Genomic DNA, 21,520 nt, shown 5'->3' on the forward strand with positions numbered 1-21,520 from the left:
TGAAAATGTGAAGAAAAAAGTAAGAAAGGGGTAATTGGGTTCCGTAGTTTTTTTGTTATGTTAAACTGTATATAGTGAGAAATAGCTTCATTATTATTTTAGTGAAGTTTTTTTGACATCAAAAAGGGGGACAGGTTTATGAGGCAAACATTGAGTTATTTTCATCCTAGATCTTTAAAGCTTTTAAACCGTCACTTGCAAAATCTTGTCAAAGGTCGCCTATGGCTTAAAATTCTCATTGGTATGGCACTAGGTATTACTGTAGGGTTGTTTTTAAGCCCTTCGGCTGGATTTGTACGAGAAGAAGTAGGAACTACTATTGCAAACTGGCTGGCTTTACCGGGTCAAATCTTTTTAGGTATGATTCAGATGATAGTCATTCCTTTGATTTTTGCTTCTATTATTACTGGAGTAGCATCTAGCGATGACATGGAGCATTTAAAAAAGATTGGCGGGCGTGCAGCATCTTATTTTGTTTTTACAACAATTATTGCCATTACTATTGGTATAGGAGTAACATCCTTAATTCAACCAGGTAATTTTATAGATGGTTCTTTACTGGATGCACACAAAGAGACTGCCATAGTTGAACAAGCTGAAAGTGGGACTGATGAAATTCCTTCAATCGGTCAGGTGCCTCAATTAATAGCTAATATTTTACCAGATAATCCTTTAGGTGCAATGGTTGAAAAACAAATGCTCCAGGTTGTTTTATTTGCAATAGTACTAGGTCTCGCATTAATAGCTATGGCTCCTAAACAAGCTAAACCCATACTTGATTTGCTCAATTCCATTCAAGAGGTTTGCATGACGGTAGTAAAGTGGGCAATGCTACTAGCACCAGTTGCAGTCTTTGGATTACTGGCCCAAACTACAATTAATACTGGAATTGATGCTTTACTTGGTATGGCTGTGTATGTTGGGACAGTATTATTTGCTTTATTAATTCTAATGAGTATCTATCTACTATTTGTATTAATAGTATCAGGAATAAGACCATTAAAATTTTTAGGGATAGTAAGAGAAGTACAGCTTTTAGCATTTTCAACCTCAAGCTCTGCTGCTGTTATGCCCTTATCAATTACAACAGCAGAAGACAAACTAAGTGTGAAACCCTCAACTGCTCAATTTTTGATACCCTTAGGGGCAACAATAAATATGGACGGAACAGCTCTCTATCAGGGTGCAGCAACAGTTTTTTTGGCTCAAGTATTTAGTGTAGACTTAAGTATGGCCTCTTTACTATTAATTGTAGTAACAACAGTAGCAGCATCTATAGGTGCCCCTGCTACACCAGGTGTTGGTATTGTTATCCTGGCAATGGTCTTAAATAGTGTTGGCATACCAGCAAGTGGTATAGCTTTGATCCTTGGTGTTGATAGAATTCTAGATATGTCTCGTACTGCAGTAAACGTAACAGGTGATCTTACAGCTTGTCTAGTAATGGAAAGATGGCTTGGTGATAGGTAAAACTTTAAGATACTGGGTTTCCTTAAAAATGGAGCTAACCCACAAGTGCTTGAGTTAGCTCCGTGATTGCTATTTTACAACCATTACAGGGATTGAAGCACAGTGCACAATGTTGTAAGAGACACTACCCATTACTGTTTTTTTTAAATTAGAAAGTCCTCTGCTACCTATTATTAGGAAGGAGTATTGACCCTTTTCGGCTTCCTTACAGATTTCTTCTACAGGGGGGCCAAATCTCGATAAGACTTCTGCTTCTACATTGTTTTCTTTAAAGAAATTTTTGTACCTATCGAGAATATCTTCATTATGCCTTTTGTGACTTTCAACTAGATTTTCATAATACTTTTTCTTACTCAGTTCTAAAATGGATGGAATAAAGTCTGTTAAAACTGAAATTACAGTAATTTTAACGGGAAGCTGATTAGCAAATTCCAAGGCTTTTTCTGCGGCTCTTTGAGAGTTCTCAGAGCCATCAACGGCTAATAGTATCTTCATAGATTATTCCTCCTATCGTAGTAGTATCATTGTATTATATAAATTCTTCAAGACTTTGACAAAAACCTCTAATATTTTAATATATTAGAATTGAAGTACCTGAAAGATATTTAGGCAAGGATGCTAACAGTAAAAAGCTAAGAAGTTTGACTATTAAAAAGGGGGAACAAAGATGATATTTAAATGGAACGATAAGTACAACGTGGGCATCACTTCTATTGATGAGCAGCATCAGCAATTATTTGTTTTGGGAAATCAGTTATTTGGTATTGTTTCCAAAGAAGATGAAATAGATCACTATGACAAGATTATGGCTGTTTTAGTGGAACTAAAAAATTATACTGTGTATCATTTTAGTCATGAAGAAGAATTGATGAATAAATTTAATTTTGAATACTATCAAACACATAAAAGACAACATGAAGATTTTATAGAAAAAATTATGGAAGTTGAAGCGCAAAATATTGATGAAAACCAAAATAAAATAACAATGGAAATAATAGAGTTTATAGCTGATTGGATTCAAAATCATATAATGAAATTAGACCATCAATATAAGAGCCTATTTATAGAAAGCAGAGCAAAATAAATAAACTTGAGGATTCCTTTACTCAGAAAATATCTCTACATATTTACTATTCCCCTCGGGGAAGTTATTTATAGATTAATAACAATTATCGTATTGTGACAAAAATCACCGTAAATAGTATTTCAGTAAAGTAAAATATAAACAAAAGAACAAAGGAGTGGATGATATGGAACAAGTATTAATTAAGAATATGCCATTTTCTCAGGCACTAAGTATGAAAGATCTTGTTGAATACAAAGAAGGAACAGTTATAAGCAGGACTATTTCTCAAAGGGATGACTTAAGTTTAACGCTATTTGCTTTTGATAAGGGAGAGGGGATTAGTTCCCATTCGGCATCAGGAGATGCACTTGTCTACATAATGGATGGCACAGCAGAAATTACTATTGGTGAAGAAAAGGTGATAGCAAAGGCTGGAGAAGTAGTTGTTATGCCAGCAAATATACCTCACGGGTTAGAAGCAGTTGAAAGATTTAAAATGTTCCTAGTGGTAATAAAACCACAGTAATTTTTAAGTAGTGAATAATGAGTCTTCAAAAATGAGCCCTTGTTTAGGGCTTATTTTTTCATGCACAATGTTTCAGCATAGCTGAAACGAGTTCACTAAAGCATATTTACAACCCCTAGAGGAAAACTTAAATATATTGTATTTAATATTAGGTGGTCATTTACTAGTAGAGTCTGCCACCAGCATATCACTTGCCTTTGGAGTTTCAGAGTGGGTCATAGCACTTTCTATGGTGGCTGTAGGCACCTCACTACCAGAGCTATCAACCTCCATCATTGCTGCTATTCGTGGGTATCCAGAAATGGTAATTGGCAATGTTATTGGTAGCAATATTTTCAATATTCTTTTTGTACAAGCTGCTGTTGCAATTGTTCGACCTGTTCCTGTACAGTGGTCTTTTGTAACATTTGAATTTCCTATCATGGTTGCTGGGGGTTTCTTCATGTTTCTAATACTCAGGACAAATTACAAAGTCAGCCGATTAGAAGGTGCGTTATTGTTGGTAGCTTATTTATTAGTAATACTAATATCTTTCTTGAGAAATCCCATGGTATAAAAACTTGGATAAAAATTTTAACTTATACTTTTTTATTGACAGGAATTATCTCATAAGAGTAGAATAAAATCGAGAGAAACCAATATGTTATGAATGCTTTCAATGTGTTCATATATAAAACAATTAGGGGGAGAAAAAATGGCAGTAAAAATTGATAAGGATCTTTGTAATGCGTGTGGAACTTGTGTTGATGAGTGTGCATTTGAGGCACTATCAGTTGAAGATGTAGCAATTTGTAACGAAGAAGAGTGTACTGAATGTGAAGCTTGTATTGACGTATGTCCAAGTAACGCAATTAGTATATAGGTTTAAAACTAAAATATTACTTGCTTAGCCCCTGTTTTCAAAGCAGGGGCTTTCATCATCCTTGCCACTAAATAAAAAGGTTAAATACACCTAGGAGTTTTAATGCCATGGCTATAACTGAGGCAGAAAGTACCCACTTTATCCACTTGTCACCCCCTGAAACAGCAAAAATACTGCCTAACCAAGCTCCCGCTCCATTACCTGCAGCTAAGATAAGACCTATTAACCAGTTAACATTTCCGGATAATAAAAAGACGATTAAAGATGTAATTATATATAATCCAACTACAAAGACCTTTAAACTGTTGATTTTAATTAAAGAGGTTCCAGTAAGTATAGACAGAGATGCAATGATTATGAAACCGACACCAGCTTGAATGAAGCCACCATAAATTCCTATGAAGAAAAAAACAACTCCAGCAAGCCATTTTTTCTCATTACTTAGTTCTTCCTCGTATTTGATATATTTTTTATGGGGTTCAAACAATATTACAAAGAGAACAATAAGCATTACAAATGCCAAGATTTTATTGAAAACTTCGTCTGCTAGGTTTATGGCAAGGCTAGCTCCTAGGATAGAACCTATCATAGCTGGAATTCCTAACATAAGCCCAAACCTAAGATCGAAAAATCCTTTATGACGAAAACCTGCTACGGCTACAATGTTTTGTACCACTAATGCAATTCGGTTTGTACCATTGGCCATGGCAGAGGGCATACCAAAAAAAATAAGCATTGGCATTGTGATTAATGAACCGCCACCACCCACAGTATTTAAGAAACCTGCGACGATTCCTGTAATTAATATTAATGGTATATAATAATCCGGCAAAAGTACCCCTCCTATGTTTGTCTAAAATAATTTAGAACAATCTAATATTAAACCCATTCTAAAAAGAAGTCCATATTCATTTAAAGAGTTTTATAGATATTTTAAAATTTTTGTTGCTTTTTCATGCAAAAATACTTATAATAGTTCAAACTATATAGTGTTACGAAATACTATATATTATTTGGTAGGAACTTGTAGAATGGTGATTACTGGTATCAAGATGTAGTAGGCTAAAAAGCAAAAATTGTAGGACGGTAGGATGGTAGAGGGACGGCTTATTTAGGCACTCTTTCTGGGTGTTTTTTTTGTACCCTTCATCCATACTAGAAGAAAAGAAATTAAGTAAAACTGGAGGGGTAAAAATGATTATAGTTATGGAAAATGGTGCAAGGGAAGAATCAATAACAAAAGTAGTTGAAAAACTGGAGGAAAATGGGTTTTCGATTCATTTATCACAAGGCGTGGAAAGAACGATAATAGGTGCAGTTGGGGATAAATCCCGTTTGGCTGACCTGTCTATTGAGGCTATGTCAAGTGTAGATAGGGTTATAGGTATACTTGCTCCCTATAAACTAGCTTCTAGAGAATTTAAATCGGACAATACAATTATTCAGCTTGGGGATGTAAATATAGGTGGGGATGAGATTCAAATAATGGCAGGTCCATGTGCAATTGAAAGCAGGGAACAGGCTTTAGAGATTGCTGATATTGTAAAAAGATCAGGAGCAAAGATAATGAGGGGTGGAGCTTTTAAACCTAGAACATCTCCCTATGCATTTCAAGGTTTAGGTGAAGAAGGGTTGAAGATTCTGCGAGAAGCAGGGGAGGCTTATGGATTAAAAATAATTACAGAGGTAATGGAACCAGGAAATGTTGAATTAGTAGCACATTATAGTGATATTTTACAGATTGGTGCTAGAAACATGCAAAACTTTCCATTACTAAAGGAAGTGGCAAGATTCGATAAACCTGTTTTAATAAAAAGAGGATTATCGGCAACTATTGAGGAATGGATTATGGCAGCAGAATATGTATTAAATGGTGGGAATAATAAGGTTATGCTCTGTGAAAGGGGTATTAGAACCTTTGAAACATATACGAGAAATACTCTAGATTTATCTGCAGTTGTGGTAGCTAAGCAATTAACCCACTTGCCAGTCATAGTGGATCCAAGTCATGGAACTGGAAAGTGGAAAATTGTGGGACCCATGGCATTGGCTGCAGTAACAGCAGGAGCGGATGGTCTAATAATCGAAGTTCATCCTCGTCCAAGTGAAGCATTATGTGATGGTTCCCAATCACTTACAGAAGAAAACTTTAACAAACTCTTAATAAATATAAAAAAAGTTGCAAATGCAGTAGACAGGGAAGCGGTGCAGTAAATGATAACAGCTCTAAAAAAGGTTACAATTATAGGATTAGGACTAATAGGTGGTTCATTTGCTTTAGCCTTAAAAAGAGTGCGTCCAGAAATATCTATAGCTGGATATGATTTAGATGAACATACACTATTAAAAGGTGAACAATCAGGTATTATTGACGGGTATTCCTTAAAGATAGATGACGCTGTTAAAGAGTCAGACTTGATAGTAATCGCCTGTTCTTTAAGTCAAACCGTACCCATGGCTTTAAAAGCAATTCCCCATCTGAAAGCTGGAGCCATTCTAACTGATGTAGGTAGTGTAAAGGAGACCATAGTAACTAAAATTGAAGAAGTACTACCGGCAAATATTCACTATATACCGGGTCATCCAATGGCAGGTTCTGAAAAGAAGGGGTTAGATGGAGCAGATACATATTTATTTGAAAACGCCGCTTATATACTTACACCAACAACGAAAACATCCCAAAATGGATTAAACACCCTATTGGATATAATTAAAGCTCTGGGTGCTAGACCTTTAATAATGAGCCCTTCTGAGCATGACCATCAGGTGGCAGCAGTTAGTCACTTACCCCATTTGTTAGCAACTTCTTTAGTCAATGCTGCTGGTATTGTAAAAGACAAGTATCCTGACCTGTTACTTCTTGCTGCTGGAGGCTTTAGAGATACCACGAGAATAGCATCTAGTCAGCCTGAAATGTGGAAGGATATCTGTCTTAATAATAGAAAAGCCATCTTGGAGGTTTTGGAGATTCATGAGAGTGCCTTAACTGTATTAAAACACTCTATTTTGGAACAGAATAGTGAATGTCTTACCAATACTTTTGCAAGTGCCAAAAGAATTAGAGAAGACATACCATCAGGTATCAAAGGAATCCTACCTGAACTTTTTGAAATAGTAGTTGTAGTACCAGATAAACCTGGCATGATAGGGCAGATTGCTATTCTTTTAGGTCAAAAAGATGTTAATATTATTGATATTGAAATCTTGAGAGTTCGCGAGGGCGATGGTGGAACAATCCGTTTTGGTTTTCTTGAAAGAGAAGATGCTCAAAGGGCAGTAGAAATACTCAGAAATGAAGAATTTATCGTCTATCCCAAGTTTTAACTAATAAAGTTAAGTTTTTAATATTTCTCTGACTTCTGAGTTCTAAAATAGGACTTCTGAGATCCGACTTCAGTTATAGAAGGGTGATTGAGTTTAATGGAATTGACAATAAAACCTAGAAAAAGCTTACAGGGGACAGTTAAGGTTCCAGGTGATAAATCTATATCCCATAGGTCAGTAATGCTTGGAAGTCTTGCCCAGGGAATTACAAGTATTAAAGGTTTTCTCATGGGAGAGGACTGTCTTAGTACAGTTAAATGTTTCGAAGCAATGGGGATAGATGCTAAAATACAAGAAGATACTGTAACCATACACGGAAAAGGACTTCATGGTTTAGTAGAACCTCAGGATGTTTTGGATGTTGGAAACTCTGGTACAACAATACGACTCATGTCAGGTATTCTGGCTGGCCAACTATTTAACTCTGTTGTTACAGGAGACTCCTCTATTCGTAAAAGGCCCATGGGTAGAGTTACCAGCCCTTTAAAGGAAATGGGGGCAACCATATTAGGAAGAAATAATGGGGATTTAGCTCCGTTAACCATTAATGGAGGTAACTTAAAACCTATTTCCTACAAAACTCCAGTTGCAAGTGCCCAGATAAAATCATCTATTCTCCTAGCAGGCTTATTTTCTAATGGTTGGACAGAGGTTATAGAACCTGAAAAGTCAAGAGACCATTCAGAAAGAATGCTAAAGTATTTTGGTGCAGAAGTGGAAGTTGATGGATTGGCAGCAAGGATAAAAGGCTACCCAACTTTACTAGGAAAGGAAATACAAGTTCCTGGAGACATATCATCTGCAGCTTTTTTATTGGTAGCTGGGGCAATAGTACCTGATTCCAGGATAATTATAAAAGATGTTGGTTTAAATCCTACTCGAACAGGAATAGTAGATGTTCTTACAGAAATGGGAGCAAGTATTAAAGTGAGTGAAACATCAGGAGATACAGGTGAGCCTATTGGGGAGATAATCATTGAAACTAGTAACCTTCATGGGGTTCAGTTCGGAGGGGAATTAATACCAAGATTAGTGGATGAAATACCTGTGTTAGCTGTGGCAGCAGCTTGTGCAAATGGAATAACAGAAATAAGAGATGCAGCAGAATTAAAGGTAAAGGAAAGTAATCGGATAGAAGCCATTTGTAGGGGTCTTAAACAAATGGGAGCAGATATAGAAGAGCTTCCAGATGGACTTCGGATAAGAGGAGGAAAGCCCCTTAAAGGAGATGTTACCCTTGATAGCCAAGGAGACCATAGAATAGCTATGGCCCTGGCAGTAGCAGGTTTTGTTGCAGATAAACCAATAAAAATAAATAACTCTGATTCAATCAATGTATCCTTTCCAGGGTTTAATGATTTACTAGATACATTAGGAAACTAGAATACAGAAGTCAGAATTTAGAAGTCATATACTAACAGAAGACAGAATTTAAAAAAATAGAATAAAATCTGCGATAGTTTGAGAATTTTATTCTGGCTCCTGTATCTGAATTCTATGTTCTTGATTTTAAAGGAGGATTTTTATGTTACGTTACCTAACAGCGGGGGAATCCCATGGCCCATCCCTTACAGCCATAGTTGAAGGAATGCCAGCTGGTATTGAGGTTGATATTGAGTTAATAAATACTATGTTAAAAAGAAGACAGGGTGGCTATGGCAGGGGTAAACGAATGGATATTGAGAGTGACAAGGTAGAAATATCCTCTGGAATTAGAAATGGTCTAACCCTTGGTAGCCCAATTACCCTAACAATTCAAAACAAGGATTGGGAGAACTGGAAGGAAATCATGTACCCTTATTCAGGAGCAAAAACTCAGGAAAGAGTTGTTACTAAGCCCAGACCTGGTCATGCTGATTTACCTGGAGCAATAAAATACGGACAGAAGGACATGAGAAATATCCTTGAACGGGCCAGTGCCAGGGAAACTGCCATGAGAACAGCTGTTGGAGCTCTGGCAAAATCATTCCTTAAAAGGTTTCAGATATGGTCAATAGCGCATGTAGTGAAAATTGGAGAAGTAGAAGCCAAGGATATAGATTATAAAAAGCTCAAAAGCCTAGATCAGGAAATTTATAATACTCCCCTTTATTGTCATGATTCTGTGGTTACCCAAAATATGATTAAGGAAATTGACAGAGCAAAAGAAGAAGGAGATTCTCTCGGTGGTGTATTTGAAATTGTCATGGGAAACCTACCTGTTGGTCTAGGAAGTCATGTCCAGTGGGATAGGAAGATCGATGGAAAAATTGCAGGAGCATTAATGAGTGTTCAAGCAATCAAGGCAGTAGAAATTGGACTTGGGTTTAAAGCTGCAAGCACACCTGGATCTAAGGTTCATGATGAAATCTTCTATAGTGAGGAAGAGGGTTTCTATCGTAAAATCAATAATGCAGGTGGCATAGAGGGTGGAATGACAAATGGTGAGCTCTTAGTTGTGAGAGCCGCTATGAAACCGATACCCACACTATATTCACCATTACATTCAGTAGATTACATAACAAAAGAACCATTTAAAGCTAGTGTTGAAAGATCCGATACCTGTGCAGTACCTGCAGCATCAATAGTAGGTGAAGCTGTGGTAGCTTGGGAAATAGCCAAAGCACTCTTAGAGGATTATCAAGGTACTTGTTAGGTTTTCCCCTTCTGTTTGCATAAAAAGCAGGAGGTTTTTTTTATCCTATCCGATAAAGGATAATGTAAAAATTTGTCGAAAAGGGTGATAACTGATATTTAGTATTTAGAAATACAGCATTGATCCATGGATTGGGGATGGGTTTAGTTGAAAAGTTTAAAGAGCAAATTGGCTGTTCTAGGAATTATTCCAGTTTTAGTACTACTTGCTTTGGTAGTATTTGTTTTTCTACCTTCAATAAAAGCTGATATTATGAAGGAAAAACAAAGTCAAACTGAAGAATTAATTGATGCTGGTATTTCTCTTCTAGAATATTATCATTCTCTAGAAATGAATAATGAAATGACTAGAGCGGAAGCACAGGATGCTGCAAAAGGTGCCATTAGAAACCTAAAGTATGGGACTGACCAACAAGACTATTTTTGGATTAATGATTTGAATCAAATAATAATTGTTCATCCATTTAGATCTGAACTTGAGGGAAATGCAGAGCAGGATCCAGACGGCATCGCATTACTTGCCGAGTTTGTAAGGATTGCTAAAGAAGAGGGGAAGGGCTGTATATTTTACCAATGGCAGTATTATGATGAAATTGATAGAATTGAACCCAAGTTAGCTTGTGTAGCCCTATTTGAACCTTGGGAATGGGTAATAGGAACTGGAATATATGTTAACGATGTAGATATAATGATATCCGAAAAAACACAGCAGATATTTTTAGCTACGCTTGGAGTATTAGTTTTAGCTTTTTTCACTTATATGTTGCTAGGTAACCATATTCTAATCAAGCCAATAAATAAACTAATAGATTATGGTAAAAGTTTAAGCACAGGTGTTTTTAGCGAAAGGGTACAGATGAACTATCAGGATGAATTGGGACAGTTAGGGGATTCTATGAATAAAATGTCCTCAGATGTAGAGCAACTGTTCAATAGACTTTCAGATCAAAAGCAGCATTTTGAAGCTTTGTTCAATAATACTTCAGATGCTGTGGTCTACTTTGATACTGAATTTAGGATTTATGATGCCAATTTTCAATTTACTAAAACCTTTGGCTATTCCTTAGAAGAAGTTACTGGAATGGATATTAATCAAGCTACTGGCAATGACGATTTAAGAGTGTACAATAATCAAAATCAATTTAATCTGAAGCTACCAGTAAGTCATGAGGGTACCGCTGTTAAAAAGAATGGGCAAAAAATAATTGTGTTAATAGTGAGTGCACCAGTAATTATAGATGGGAAATTAGTTGGTGGTTATGCAATTTATTCAGATATAACAGAACGAAAAAATGCTGAAATCAAACTTCAGGAAAACTATCAAGAATTAGAGTCAACTTATGAAGAATTAGCTGCCTCTGAGGAAGAATTAAAATCCCAATTTGATGAGCTACAAGAGATAACGGACAGCCTTCATATATCTCAATTTGCCCTTGATAATTCCTCTGATGCAGTTTTCTGGATTGAGAGATCAGGATCCTTTGCATATGCAAATCTAGCTGCATGTGAATTATTAGGATATTTAAGTAAAGAGGTTCTTGAAAAAAGTGTTTTTGATATAGATCCTAATATTTCTAAAAGAAATTGGGATAAACATTGGAATTACACAAAGAAAAAAAGAAAGGTTAGATTTGAAACCCTACATAAAAAAAAGAATGGAATCATTTATCCAGTAGAGATATTTTCAACCTACTTAAATTATGGTAATGAGGAATACATATTCTCGTTTGTAACAGACATAACTAAAAGAAAAAATACTGAGGCAGAAATAGAACTTCAAAAAAGACGTTATGAGGCTTTATTTTTAGACTCCATGGATGCACTAGTGTTTATTGGTGAAGGGAAAAATATTCTAGAAATTAATAAAAAGTATACAGAACTATTTGGATACAGTTTAGAAGAGGCAAAGGGGTCACGTTCCTCTGATTTATTATCTTCAGGGGATGAAAAGCATAAAGAAGAGTTTATGGAGATGTATGAACAAATCACTAATGGCAAAACCTATGAATTGGAAACTGTGAGATATTCGAAGTCTGGTAAACCTATTGATGTGTATCTAAAAGGAATCCCAGTTATTATTGATGATAAATTTGTTGGTTGTTATGTAATATATACAGATATTACTGAGAGAAAAAGGTATGAAGATAATCTAAAGCATATAAGCTTACATGATTCTTTAACAGGCTTATACAATAGAGTATATTTTGAAGAAGAAATAAAAAAGCTTGATGGTGCTAGAAACTATCCAGTATCGATGATCTCTGCTGACTTAGATGGCTTAAAGCTTATTAATGATACAATGGGTCATGACAAGGGTGATAAATTATTAAATGCTGCTGCTAGGGTGTTAGAGAGATCTCTAAGAAAGGCAGACATAATAGCTAGAATTGGTGGGGATGAGTTTTCCGTTATCCTTCCAAATACTGAAGAAGAAGTTGCAGATGAAATAATTGGAAGAATAAAGCGAGAAATAGAGAAATATAATCTGCGAAATCTAAAAATACCTTTAAGTATATCACTTGGTGTAGCAACTACTAGTGGGCCTGAGAAATCTCTAAACGAAGTTTTAAAAAGTGCAGATGACCTTATGTACAAGGATAAGCTTTATAGAAGCTCAAGTGTAAGAAGCCAGATTGTAAACTCTCTTCTTGCTGCTCTTTCCGAGAGAGATTATATTGCTGATGGCCATGCATCTCGTATGCTCAAACTTAGCCATGAACTAGGAGAGAGAGTTGGTTTAACAACTCGTCAACTAATAGATTTAAATCTTTTGGCGCAAGTGCATGACTTGGGCAAGGTTGGCATTCCAGATAATATTTTATTTAAAGAAGCCCGACTTACCGTCAAGGAATGGGAGATAATGCAGCAACATCCTGAAAAAGGCTATAGAATTGCCCAATCATCACCTGATCTGTCAGTAATTGCTGATTTAATATTAAAGCATCATGAAAAGTGGGATGGAACTGGATACCCATTGGGCTTGAAAGGGGAAGAAATACCCATTGAGTGTCGCATCATGGCCATAGTTGACGCATTTGATGCAATGACCAATAATCGCCCTTATAGAAAAGCAATGAGTAAAGCTGATGCATTGATGGAACTAGAAAAACAGGCAGGAAAACAATTTGACCCACACCTAGTGGCAGAGTTCATAGGGTCAGGCTTGACAAATTGACAAAATAATTTTTCTTGACATGACCTTTTAATATAGTATATAATATTGAGAAATACATCAAACATAATATTAAAAGACTATGATGGAGAAAAGTAGATTAGACCCAGTTTTTTCAGGGAGAAGGTGTCATCGACTGAAAGCACCTTTAAAACATGATTAATCGAAGTTCACTCCTGAGTCACTAGTTGAAAGCCTTAATGGTGAATAGACAGGGTCGTATATTCTCTACGTTACAAGAGAAGGGGTATCGGAATAGTTATTTCCCGTATCTTATTTGAGAGGTTCTGTTTATTAACAGAACAATTAAGGTGGTAACGCGATAAGCTAAAGCTTTTCGTCCTTTGGGACGAAAGGCTTTTTTTGTTCCAAAAAACTATTCCCGTATCCAATATGAGTGGGTCATTTTTTAATATAATGACCAATTAGGGTGGTACCGCGAAATCCGTAGCCTTCGTTCCTAAAACGAAAATGGCTATGGTTTTAAAATTCACTCTACAGGAGGTATACAAAATGGTAGTAGTAATGACAAATAATTCAACACCTAAGCAAATTAAATTAGTGACTGAAAAGCTGGAAAGATTGGGTTTTAAAATCCACATAATTCATGGTTCAAAAAGAATAGTTATTGGTGCTGTTGGAACTAGAGAAGATATAGAATCCATGAGTCTGGAGAGACTACCAGGGGTAGAAAAAATTGTACCTATAATGAAACCTTTTAAGCTGGTTAGTCGAGAGGCCCAAGAAGAAGATTCTATTATTGATATTAATGGTGTGTGTTTCGGAGGTAGTCATAAGACTATTATAGCAGGTCCATGTGCTGTAGAAAGTAGAGAACAATTATTAACTGCTGCTCAAATTGTTAAAAAAGCTGGAGCACAAGTTTTAAGAGGGGGAGCTTTCAAGCCAAGGACTTCCCCATATAGCTTTCAAGGTATGGAGAAAGAAGGTCTGAAATTATTAAAGGAAGCTTCCTTAAAAACGGGATTGATTACAGTAACAGAAGTAATAGATGAACGTAGCCTAGAAATGTCCTTGGATTATGTAGACATTCTACAAATTGGGGCCCGTAACATGCACAACTTTCAACTGCTCAAAGTGGCAGGCCAGTCTGGAAAACCAATCTTGCTAAAAAGGGGATTATCAGCAACTATTGAGGAATGGTTAATGTCAGCTGAATATATCATGGCAGAAGGCAACCATCGGGTTATTCTTTGTGAACGTGGCATTAGAACCTTTGAAAATTATACTCGCAATACCCTTGACTTAAGCGCAGTATCATTGGTTAGGCAACTTAGTCATTTGCCGGTAATCGTGGATCCAAGTCATTCCACAGGCAATACCAAACTCGTCCCACCCATGTCTTTGGCGGCTTTAGCAGCTGGAGCAAATGGTTTGATAATAGAAATGCATCCTGATCCAAGTACAGCTTTATGTGATGGACATCAATCATTAACACCTGATGAATTAAACCGCTTGATGAGTAGGATTAAAAAGATGCTTCCTGCTTTAGAAGATGACTTAATTCTTGAAAGGGAGGTAGTTGTCAATGAATAAAAAGATAGGCTATTTAGGGCCCTGTGGTACCTTTTGCGAGTCAGCTGTACAACAGTATTCTAAAGAAAAGAACTATCAAAGTCTTGCTTTTCAAACAATTGAAGCAGTTTTTTCCTCAGTAGATTCAGGGGAAATTGATCTGGGAGTTCTCCCAATGGAAAACTCCTGTGAAGGTGCAGTTAATCAGACCTTTGATTTACTAGCGTATGGTTATCCACCTGTATCTGGTAGAGAGGATAATTGTAGTTATGACATCAAAATAATAGGAGAAATTATTTTGCCGGTTAAGCATAGTATCTTAGTTCGACCGGGCATAAAACTAGAAGATATTAATTGTATCATTTCCCATCCCCAGGCATTAGCCCAATGCCGGGAATACTTGACAGAAAGCTTTCCTCAAGTTGAATTAGTAGAAGCAAGTAGTACTGCTGAAGCAGTAAGGCAAGTCGCTCAGGCAACTAAACCTTGGGCAGCCATTGCCATGTCTGGTGTAGCAGTAAAATATGGACTAAATGTCTTGGAGCACGAGATAAATGACTATCTCAATAATGAAACTAGATTTATAGTTATTTCAAAAAAGGAGCAGGAATGTAATATAGAATGTAAAACATCTTTGTTAATCAATGTAGCAAATCAGCCAGGGGCTTTGTATCAGGTATTAAAGGAGTTTTCCCTTAGGGGGATAAATTTAACTAAAATAGAATCAAGGCCTGCCAAGACAAAAATGGGAGAATACTTGTTTTTCATAGATATAGATGGACATTATTTGGAACCAAAAATTAGCGATGCTCTTAATGAAATTAAGACTATTACTCAGCCAGCAAAGGTCTTAGGCTCATATCCAGCAGCCAGCCAAAATACGGGAAGGAAAAGCGAATTTACCCCCAGCCTACAAAATTTACGCCAGGAAGTAGATGTTTTAGACGAGCAAATAATTGAGATGCTTGGAAGACGTACCCGGATTGTTAAGAGAATAGGAGACTTTAAAGCTAGTATTGGAGAGGTCCATGACCCAAAAAGAGAAGAGTGGATACTTGAAAAACTTAGCTCAGTTGCAGAACAAAAAGGCTTTAGCCCAACTGTAACAAAAGACATATACAAAACCCTATTTGAACACTTCGTCGCCCTGCAACGGGGTCAGGCTTGACAAATTGACAAAACAAAAGCACAAAAGCGGGAAAAGCCTTTGTGATGGACCAAATCAAAAATATTTTATGAATCTATGAGGGGTCAACTTCATCGTAGGACAAATGAGTCACTTTGGTGACTTTTTGTTTTTTCTTTTCATCCCTGGTTGCTCCGCGTTCTAATTCATCATCCATTCCAGGTGCAAACCTAGGAGTCTTTTCTATTTTTCTAGCTCGTTTCATGATAGACCTCCATATATTGTTATTGTTATCCTGAAAATAGTTTTTACCCTTTAAGCACTTTTTATTTCAAAAATTACTCCATAATTAGTAGTTACATATTAATAAATGTTCAGTCTTCCTATTATTCCGTCCCCGAACATTATACAAATAGGTTTTTTCAAAAGAAGTAATATTGACTCCTGGCTTATCTCTGTACAAATCCATAATAAAATCAGTTTTTTTAATTATTAAAATAAACTTAGCATTTAGATTCACTAAACATTTAGAAAGTCTTATTTGGTCTTCTAAAGTAAAAGAGTTTTGCTCATACTTACTGAAATCTGAATCATAGGGTGGATCTAAAAAAACAAAGTCATCATCTGTCAGGATATATTTCTGGAAAAAATCCTCAAAATCCATGGTTTCTATAATGGTATTGCTTAGAATTTTACTAGTTTTTTCACTAAAAATTAAGTCTACTTTTTTTCTGAAATTTTTTCTGTTATATCCTATACCGCCATAAGGTATATTAAATTCACCCTTAGAGCTAAAACGGAACATGGACCCATAACAGAACTCTCTAATAAAGTAATAGTTAGCAACTTTTTTTACCTCTGGAATTATACGGCCTTCAACACTATAGGTATTTAAAAGATCACGGAAGTGCATATAAAAACCACTTCTTATAGCAGTTTCAATATTTTTCATAAGATCCTCAGTAGAGAGGCAACCTTGTTTTTCCTCAAGAATCATAATACGGCTAAGTTTAGCTATTGTATTTTTAGACATCTGGCGTAAAAGGTTTCCGGGTAATATTGTAAAATTTATGTTGAAATGATTATCAATGGCTACTGTATTTTCCGTAAAAACTGCAAGAACCCTTTCCTTCATCTGGCTACTATTTGCTAAACCTTGTCTATAGTCTAGATAAAGCTCAAGTAGCTCCTCAAATACGGCTTCCATATAGTTGGAGATTTTTTCCCAGCAGTCTACATATCTATACAGTTCTACTTTAAAGGACTCTCTATCTAGGTCATCTTTTACATATTTATAAAAAAGAATTAGTTCTTTACAACGGTCATTTATAATGGCTTTTTTGGGTTCAATATCAAAATATACTGCTCCTCCCCCAAAAAAGGGTTCTATATATCTATCAAAATCCTTAGGAATTAGTTGTCTCACATAGTTTAATTCCTTACTTTTTCCGCCGGGCCATTTAATAATTGTCTTCATAGTATTCCGCCTTAAGATTATTTATTTACTCCAATTATACTAAATTCTGCTACTACTCTGCATTTCCTGCTCTTAGATATAGTTAAAATATTGTATTATGTGCAAAAATGTGTTAAATTGTGGAAAAACAATGGGTGAGATAGGGTCAGGCTTGACAAATTGACAAAGTGAACTCGTTCAGCTAAAGCTGAACATCGGGGAATCAGATGGAGACTCTACTCCACCTGATTTAGAGCCCACTTATATAGAAGTGGGAGTCTTAACTCATATGGAATATTATGGATAAGGGTGGGATTGCAATGGATAAGCATTCAGTAGCCAGAATTTTAAAGGAAATAGGTTTATTCCTTGAGCTAATGGGAGAGAACCCTTTTAAGACCAGGGCTTACTATAATGGTGCTAGGATAATAGAATTTTTAGAAGAAGATTTGGGAGTTTTGGTAAAGGAAAATAGGTTAAAAGATGTAAAAGGTATTGGTGCAGCACTTAATGAAAAAATTACAGAGCTGGTTCTTTCAGGTCAACTCATATATTATGAAGAACTAAAGGCTAATATTCCCCAGGGTCTTATGGAAATGCTCCATGTCCCTGGCCTTGGGCCTAAAAAGATCAAAGTATTATATGAGGAATTAGCAATTAATAGTATCATAGAACTTGAATATGCATGTAAAGAAAACAGACTGGTTGACCTAAAAGGTTTCGGCGCTAAATCTCAAGAAAACATATTAAAAGGGATAGAGTATTTAAAGCGTTTTCAAGGCCAATATTATTATAGTGAAGCAATTGTGATTGCAGAAGATATTATACAAGAATTAAAAACATCTCCAGATCTGGTTCAAATCAGTCTAGCAGGCAGTATAAGAAGATGCAAGGAGACTGTAAAGGATATAGACCTGGTAGCTTCTTCTGAGAACCCTAAAGAATTGACCAACTATCTGGCAAATCTTTCCGTGGTGAATGATGTGATCGCACTTGGTGAAACAAAGGTGTCAGTAAAACTTAATCTAGGAATAAACCTTGACTTGAGAGTGGTCAAACCAGATGAATACCCATATGCATTGCACCATTTTACAGGGAGCAAGGAGCATAATACTGCCATGCGCCATAGGGCAAAGACCATAGACTTAAAAATGAATGAATATGGTGTTTTTCAAGGAGAAAAGAGGATAGACTGTTCAGATGAAATTGAAGTTTTTAAAGCACTCGGACTTGAATTCATACCTCCAGAGCTTAGAGAAGACTTAGGTGAAATCGAAGCTGCTGAGAACGGCAGCCTGCCTCAACTAGTTAAAGAAGCAGATATAAAGGGTGCTTTTCATATACATACAACCTTTAGTGATGGTACTAATACACTTCATGAAATGGTATGTGCTTGTATTGAACTTGGTTATGAATATCTTGGAATTACAGACCATAGTCAATCTGCTTTTTATGCAGGTGGGTTGCGGGAAAGAGAAGTCTATAGACAGCAGCAAGAAATAGCCCATTTAAAAGAAAAATATCCCGAAATAGATATTTATAGTGGTATTGAGTCTGATATTAAGCCAGATGGATCTCTCGATTATTCCGATGAAGTATTGGATTCTTTTGACTTTGTGATAGCATCCGTACACTCCAATTTAAAGATGTCGAAAGATAAGGCTACTGAAAGATTAGTCAGGGCAATGGAACATCCAAAGGTTACAATGCTTGGTCATCCTACTGGAAGGCTTTTATTAGGTAGAGAAGGCTATCCGCTTGACATGGAGCAGATATTTGATGCAGCACGTAAGTATAATGTTATTATTGAATTAAATGCAAGCCCAGCTCGCCTTGACCTTGATTGGAGATATTTAAAAAGGGCTAAAGAATTAGGAATTCTTATAACCATTAACACTGATGCTCACAGGATTGAGGAACTACGGGACGTTGTTTATGGAGTGAAAATAGCTCGAAAGGGTTGGCTTGAGTCGCAAAATATATTTAATTGCAAGAGTCGTCAAGATGTAAGACAATATCTGTTAAAATAGTAAGAGGAATTAAGAAGCGTAGGCAATAAATGCAAGCAACAGAGGAAGCGTAGGCCCATCTGAGTAAATTGCAATTAAGAAAGCAAGAAGCCTAGGGACGATTCTCTTGCTTCCTTAACTAAGAGTTAATGGGAGGTATATAAGTGACAAAAAATAGTTTGACTATAGAAGAAATGCAACAAATGGTTGATGAATATATTTCTCAATTTGAAGAAGGATATTTTAGTCCTCTGGCATTAATGGCACGTTTAACAGAAGAAACAGGAGAACTGGCCAGAGAAGTAAACCATTATTATGGAGAAAAACCCAAAAGAGCTGATGAAGAGGAAAATAGCATAGATATGGAATTGGCAGACTGCATGTTTATTCTTATCTGCTTTGCTAATTCACTAAATATAGATTTAGAAAAGGCATTTAACGCAATGATGTATAAGTTTAATACAAGAGATAAGAATCGCTGGACCAGGAAAAAGGAAGATTAAGTTAGTTCTTCAAGGGAGGCAGAGAATTGCTACAGCAGCCAAGGTTATTATTAAAGCAGTACTATGGATATGATGATTTTCGCAAAGGGCAGGAACAGATTATCCAATCTATTCTGCAAAAACAAGATACTTTTGGAATTATACCAACAGGAGGAGGCAAGTCCGCCTGTTTCCAAATCCCAGCTATCATATTTAAAGGAATAACACTAGTTATTTCACCATTAATATCGCTCATGAAGGATCAAATAGAAGCACTGGAGCAGCTCGGAATTCCGGCGACATTTATTAACAGCTCCCTGGATTATTATGAGGTAATGGAGCGTATTGAAGCATGTAAAAATGGAAAATACAAGCTGATTTATATTGCACCGGAAAGGCTAGAATCAGGGGATTTCAAACAATTGGTACGGAATCTTTCCATAGATTTAATTGCAGTAGATGAAGCTCATTGTGTATCCCAATGGGGGCATGATTTTCGCCCTAGCTATCGATCCATAGCATTATTCATTGAAGAATTAAAGAGTAGGCCTACCGTTGCTGCATTTACAGCAACGGCTACTGATGAAGTAAAAAACGATGTGGTAAAGCAGTTAAAATTACAAGACCCTAACGTGTTTATAGCAGGCTTTGACCGCAAAAACTTATACTTTTCTGTACATAAGGAAATAGACAAGGAAAAATTTTTACTGCGTTTTTTGGAACAACATAAAGATGAGGTTGGAATTATATATGCCGCAACACGTAAAGAGGTTGATAAGCTTTATGAAACCCTATACCACAAAGGATTTGCTGCAGCTAGATATCATGCAGGCATGAATGATCTGCGTCGTAATAAAGCCCAAGAAGCATTCATATTTGATGATGTAAATGTTATGGTAGCAACTAATGCTTTTGGGATGGGCATTGATAAATCAAATGTTCGATATGTTATTCATTTCAATATGCCAAAAAATATTGAAGCATATTATCAAGAAGCCGGACGGGCAGGGCGGGATAATGAACCTAGTGAGTGTATCCTTCTTTTTTCATCCAGGGATGTGGTACTGCAAAGATTTATGATACAGAACAATAGTTTATCTGATGAAAGAAAGCAGTTTGAGTATAATAGGCTGCAGACAATGGTCGATTACTGTCATACAACGAAATGTTTAAGAAAATCTATACTTGAATATTTTGGGGAGGAGTATTTGCAGGACAATTGTTCTAATTGCAGTATTTGTGCGGATGAAACAGAGCTTTTTGACATTACACTTGATGCCCAAAAGATATTTTCCTGTATCCATCGAATGAGAGAGCGTTATGGGGTTTCAATGATTTCCCAGGTGTTAAAGGGTTCCAATAGTAAAAGATTGAAGCAGCTAGGACTGGATAGGTTAACAACCTATGGAATTATGCAGGAACATACCCTAAAGCAGATAAAAGAAACAATCAATGTACTAATTGCAGATGGTTATTTGCATCTTACAGAAGATGAATATCCAGTAATTAAATTACAGGAAAAGGCTGTATCTGTGGTAAAAAATGAGGAAAAAGTATTTCAAAGAGTTCATCATAAAGTAGAAACTGTGAAAGCAGATTATACTTTATTTGAAGAACTTCGTAGCCTTCGCAAGGAAATTTCTTTGCGAGAACACGTACCACCTTATATTATTTTTAATGATAGTACCTTACGGGAGATGAGTGAATACTACCCAACGGACATGACAGCTTTTAGCAGAATTAAAGGTGTTGGTCAGGCCAAACTTGAAAAATATGGAGAAGAATTTATAAAGGTAATACGAGAGAGGGTCAGGCTTGACAAATTGACAAAAAACCCTAGATAGGTTAATAACATGG

Annotated in this window: 17 protein-coding genes and 1 other annotated feature; of the genes, 14 read left to right on the forward strand and 3 right to left on the reverse strand. The window is 36.2% G+C overall.

The window, feature by feature from the left end:
• The first annotated feature begins 138 nt into the window (after positions 1–138).
• A complete protein-coding gene (locus APF76_17075; protein ID KUO51201.1) occupies positions 139–1,470 on the forward strand; it encodes a Na+:H+ dicarboxylate symporter in 1,332 nt (443 codons plus the stop codon).
• A gap of 69 nt (positions 1,471–1,539) precedes the next feature.
• Here APF76_17075 and APF76_17080 read toward each other — a convergent pair whose 3' ends face one another.
• On the reverse strand, positions 1,540–1,965 hold the full coding sequence (locus APF76_17080) for a hypothetical protein (protein ID KUO51202.1): 426 nt from the start codon (positions 1,963–1,965) through the stop codon (positions 1,540–1,542).
• Between the two features lie 175 nt (positions 1,966–2,140).
• Here APF76_17080 and APF76_17085 point away from each other — a divergent pair, with 175 nt between their 5' ends.
• The 3 genes from APF76_17085 to APF76_17095 all read left to right on the forward strand — a co-directional run bounded on the left by APF76_17085 (position 2,141) and on the right by APF76_17095 (position 3,618).
• Positions 2,141–2,554 carry a bacteriohemerythrin gene (locus tag APF76_17085; GenBank protein KUO51324.1) on the forward strand — a complete coding sequence of 138 codons (414 nt, stop codon included), beginning with the start codon at positions 2,141–2,143 and terminating at the stop codon, positions 2,552–2,554.
• 166 nt (positions 2,555–2,720) lie between these two features.
• Entirely contained in the window at positions 2,721–3,062 is a 342-nt protein-coding gene (locus APF76_17090; GenBank protein KUO51203.1) for a cupin, read from the forward strand.
• 136 nt (positions 3,063–3,198) lie between these two features.
• Complete coding sequence (locus tag APF76_17095; protein KUO51204.1) at positions 3,199–3,618, forward strand: hypothetical protein; 420 nt, start codon at positions 3,199–3,201, stop codon at positions 3,616–3,618.
• Between the two features lie 373 nt (positions 3,619–3,991).
• Here the strand turns inward: APF76_17095 and APF76_17100 are convergent, their stop codons facing one another.
• Positions 3,992–4,756 (reverse strand): integrase, encoded by a 765-nt coding sequence (locus APF76_17100; protein ID KUO51205.1) that lies wholly within the window; start codon positions 4,754–4,756, stop codon positions 3,992–3,994.
• A gap of 362 nt (positions 4,757–5,118) precedes the next feature.
• On the opposite strand from APF76_17100, the gene APF76_17105 reads away from it, so the two are divergent.
• The 7 genes from APF76_17105 (at position 5,119) to APF76_17135 (ending at position 15,758) form a co-directional block, all read left to right on the forward strand.
• A complete protein-coding gene (locus tag APF76_17105) occupies positions 5,119–6,138 on the forward strand; it encodes a 3-deoxy-7-phosphoheptulonate synthase (protein ID KUO51206.1) in 1,020 nt (339 codons plus the stop codon).
• Positions 6,139–7,248 carry a hypothetical protein gene (locus APF76_17110; protein KUO51207.1) on the forward strand — a complete coding sequence of 370 codons (1,110 nt, stop codon included), beginning with the start codon at positions 6,139–6,141 and terminating at the stop codon, positions 7,246–7,248. It begins immediately after the preceding gene.
• 96 nt (positions 7,249–7,344) lie between these two features.
• Positions 7,345–8,631: a 3-phosphoshikimate 1-carboxyvinyltransferase gene (locus APF76_17115; GenBank protein KUO51208.1), complete on the forward strand. Its 1,287-nt coding sequence runs from the start codon at positions 7,345–7,347 to the stop codon at positions 8,629–8,631.
• 142 nt (positions 8,632–8,773) lie between these two features.
• Positions 8,774–9,883 (forward strand): chorismate synthase, encoded by a 1,110-nt coding sequence (locus APF76_17120; GenBank protein ID KUO51209.1) that lies wholly within the window; start codon positions 8,774–8,776, stop codon positions 9,881–9,883.
• A gap of 147 nt (positions 9,884–10,030) precedes the next feature.
• Positions 10,031–13,057, forward strand: coding sequence for a hypothetical protein (locus APF76_17125; protein ID KUO51210.1), 3,027 nt, complete (start codon positions 10,031–10,033; stop codon positions 13,055–13,057).
• Positions 13,058–13,127: 70 nt separating this feature from the next.
• Positions 13,128–13,402 (forward strand) — a sequence feature (T-box leader).
• Positions 13,403–13,567: 165 nt separating this feature from the next.
• Positions 13,568–14,611 carry a 3-deoxy-7-phosphoheptulonate synthase gene (locus APF76_17130; GenBank protein KUO51211.1) on the forward strand — a complete coding sequence of 348 codons (1,044 nt, stop codon included), beginning with the start codon at positions 13,568–13,570 and terminating at the stop codon, positions 14,609–14,611.
• Positions 14,604–15,758: a hypothetical protein gene (locus APF76_17135; protein KUO51212.1), complete on the forward strand. Its 1,155-nt coding sequence runs from the start codon at positions 14,604–14,606 to the stop codon at positions 15,756–15,758. The genes APF76_17130 and APF76_17135 overlap by 8 nt, the downstream gene beginning before the upstream one ends.
• 307 nt (positions 15,759–16,065) lie before the next feature.
• Here APF76_17135 and APF76_17140 read toward each other — a convergent pair whose 3' ends face one another.
• A complete protein-coding gene (locus APF76_17140) occupies positions 16,066–17,193 on the reverse strand; it encodes a hypothetical protein (protein ID KUO51213.1) in 1,128 nt (375 codons plus the stop codon).
• Positions 17,194–17,492: 299 nt separating this feature from the next.
• Between APF76_17140 and APF76_17145 the strand changes: the two genes are divergently transcribed.
• From APF76_17145 to APF76_17155, 3 genes are all read left to right on the forward strand, one after another.
• Positions 17,493–19,202, forward strand: coding sequence for a histidinol-phosphatase (locus APF76_17145; GenBank protein ID KUO51325.1), 1,710 nt, complete (start codon positions 17,493–17,495; stop codon positions 19,200–19,202).
• Between the two features lie 173 nt (positions 19,203–19,375).
• Positions 19,376–19,684, forward strand: coding sequence for a nucleotide pyrophosphohydrolase (locus APF76_17150; GenBank protein KUO51326.1), 309 nt, complete (start codon positions 19,376–19,378; stop codon positions 19,682–19,684).
• Between the two features lie 26 nt (positions 19,685–19,710).
• Positions 19,711–21,507, forward strand: a complete 1,797-nt coding sequence (locus APF76_17155; GenBank protein KUO51214.1) for an ATP-dependent DNA helicase RecQ — start codon at positions 19,711–19,713, stop codon at positions 21,505–21,507.
• Positions 21,508–21,520 lie beyond the last annotated feature (13 nt).

This window comes from Desulfitibacter sp. BRH_c19, from assembly GCA_001515945.1.
GTDB lineage: Bacteria > Bacillota > DSM-16504 > Desulfitibacterales > Desulfitibacteraceae > Desulfitibacter.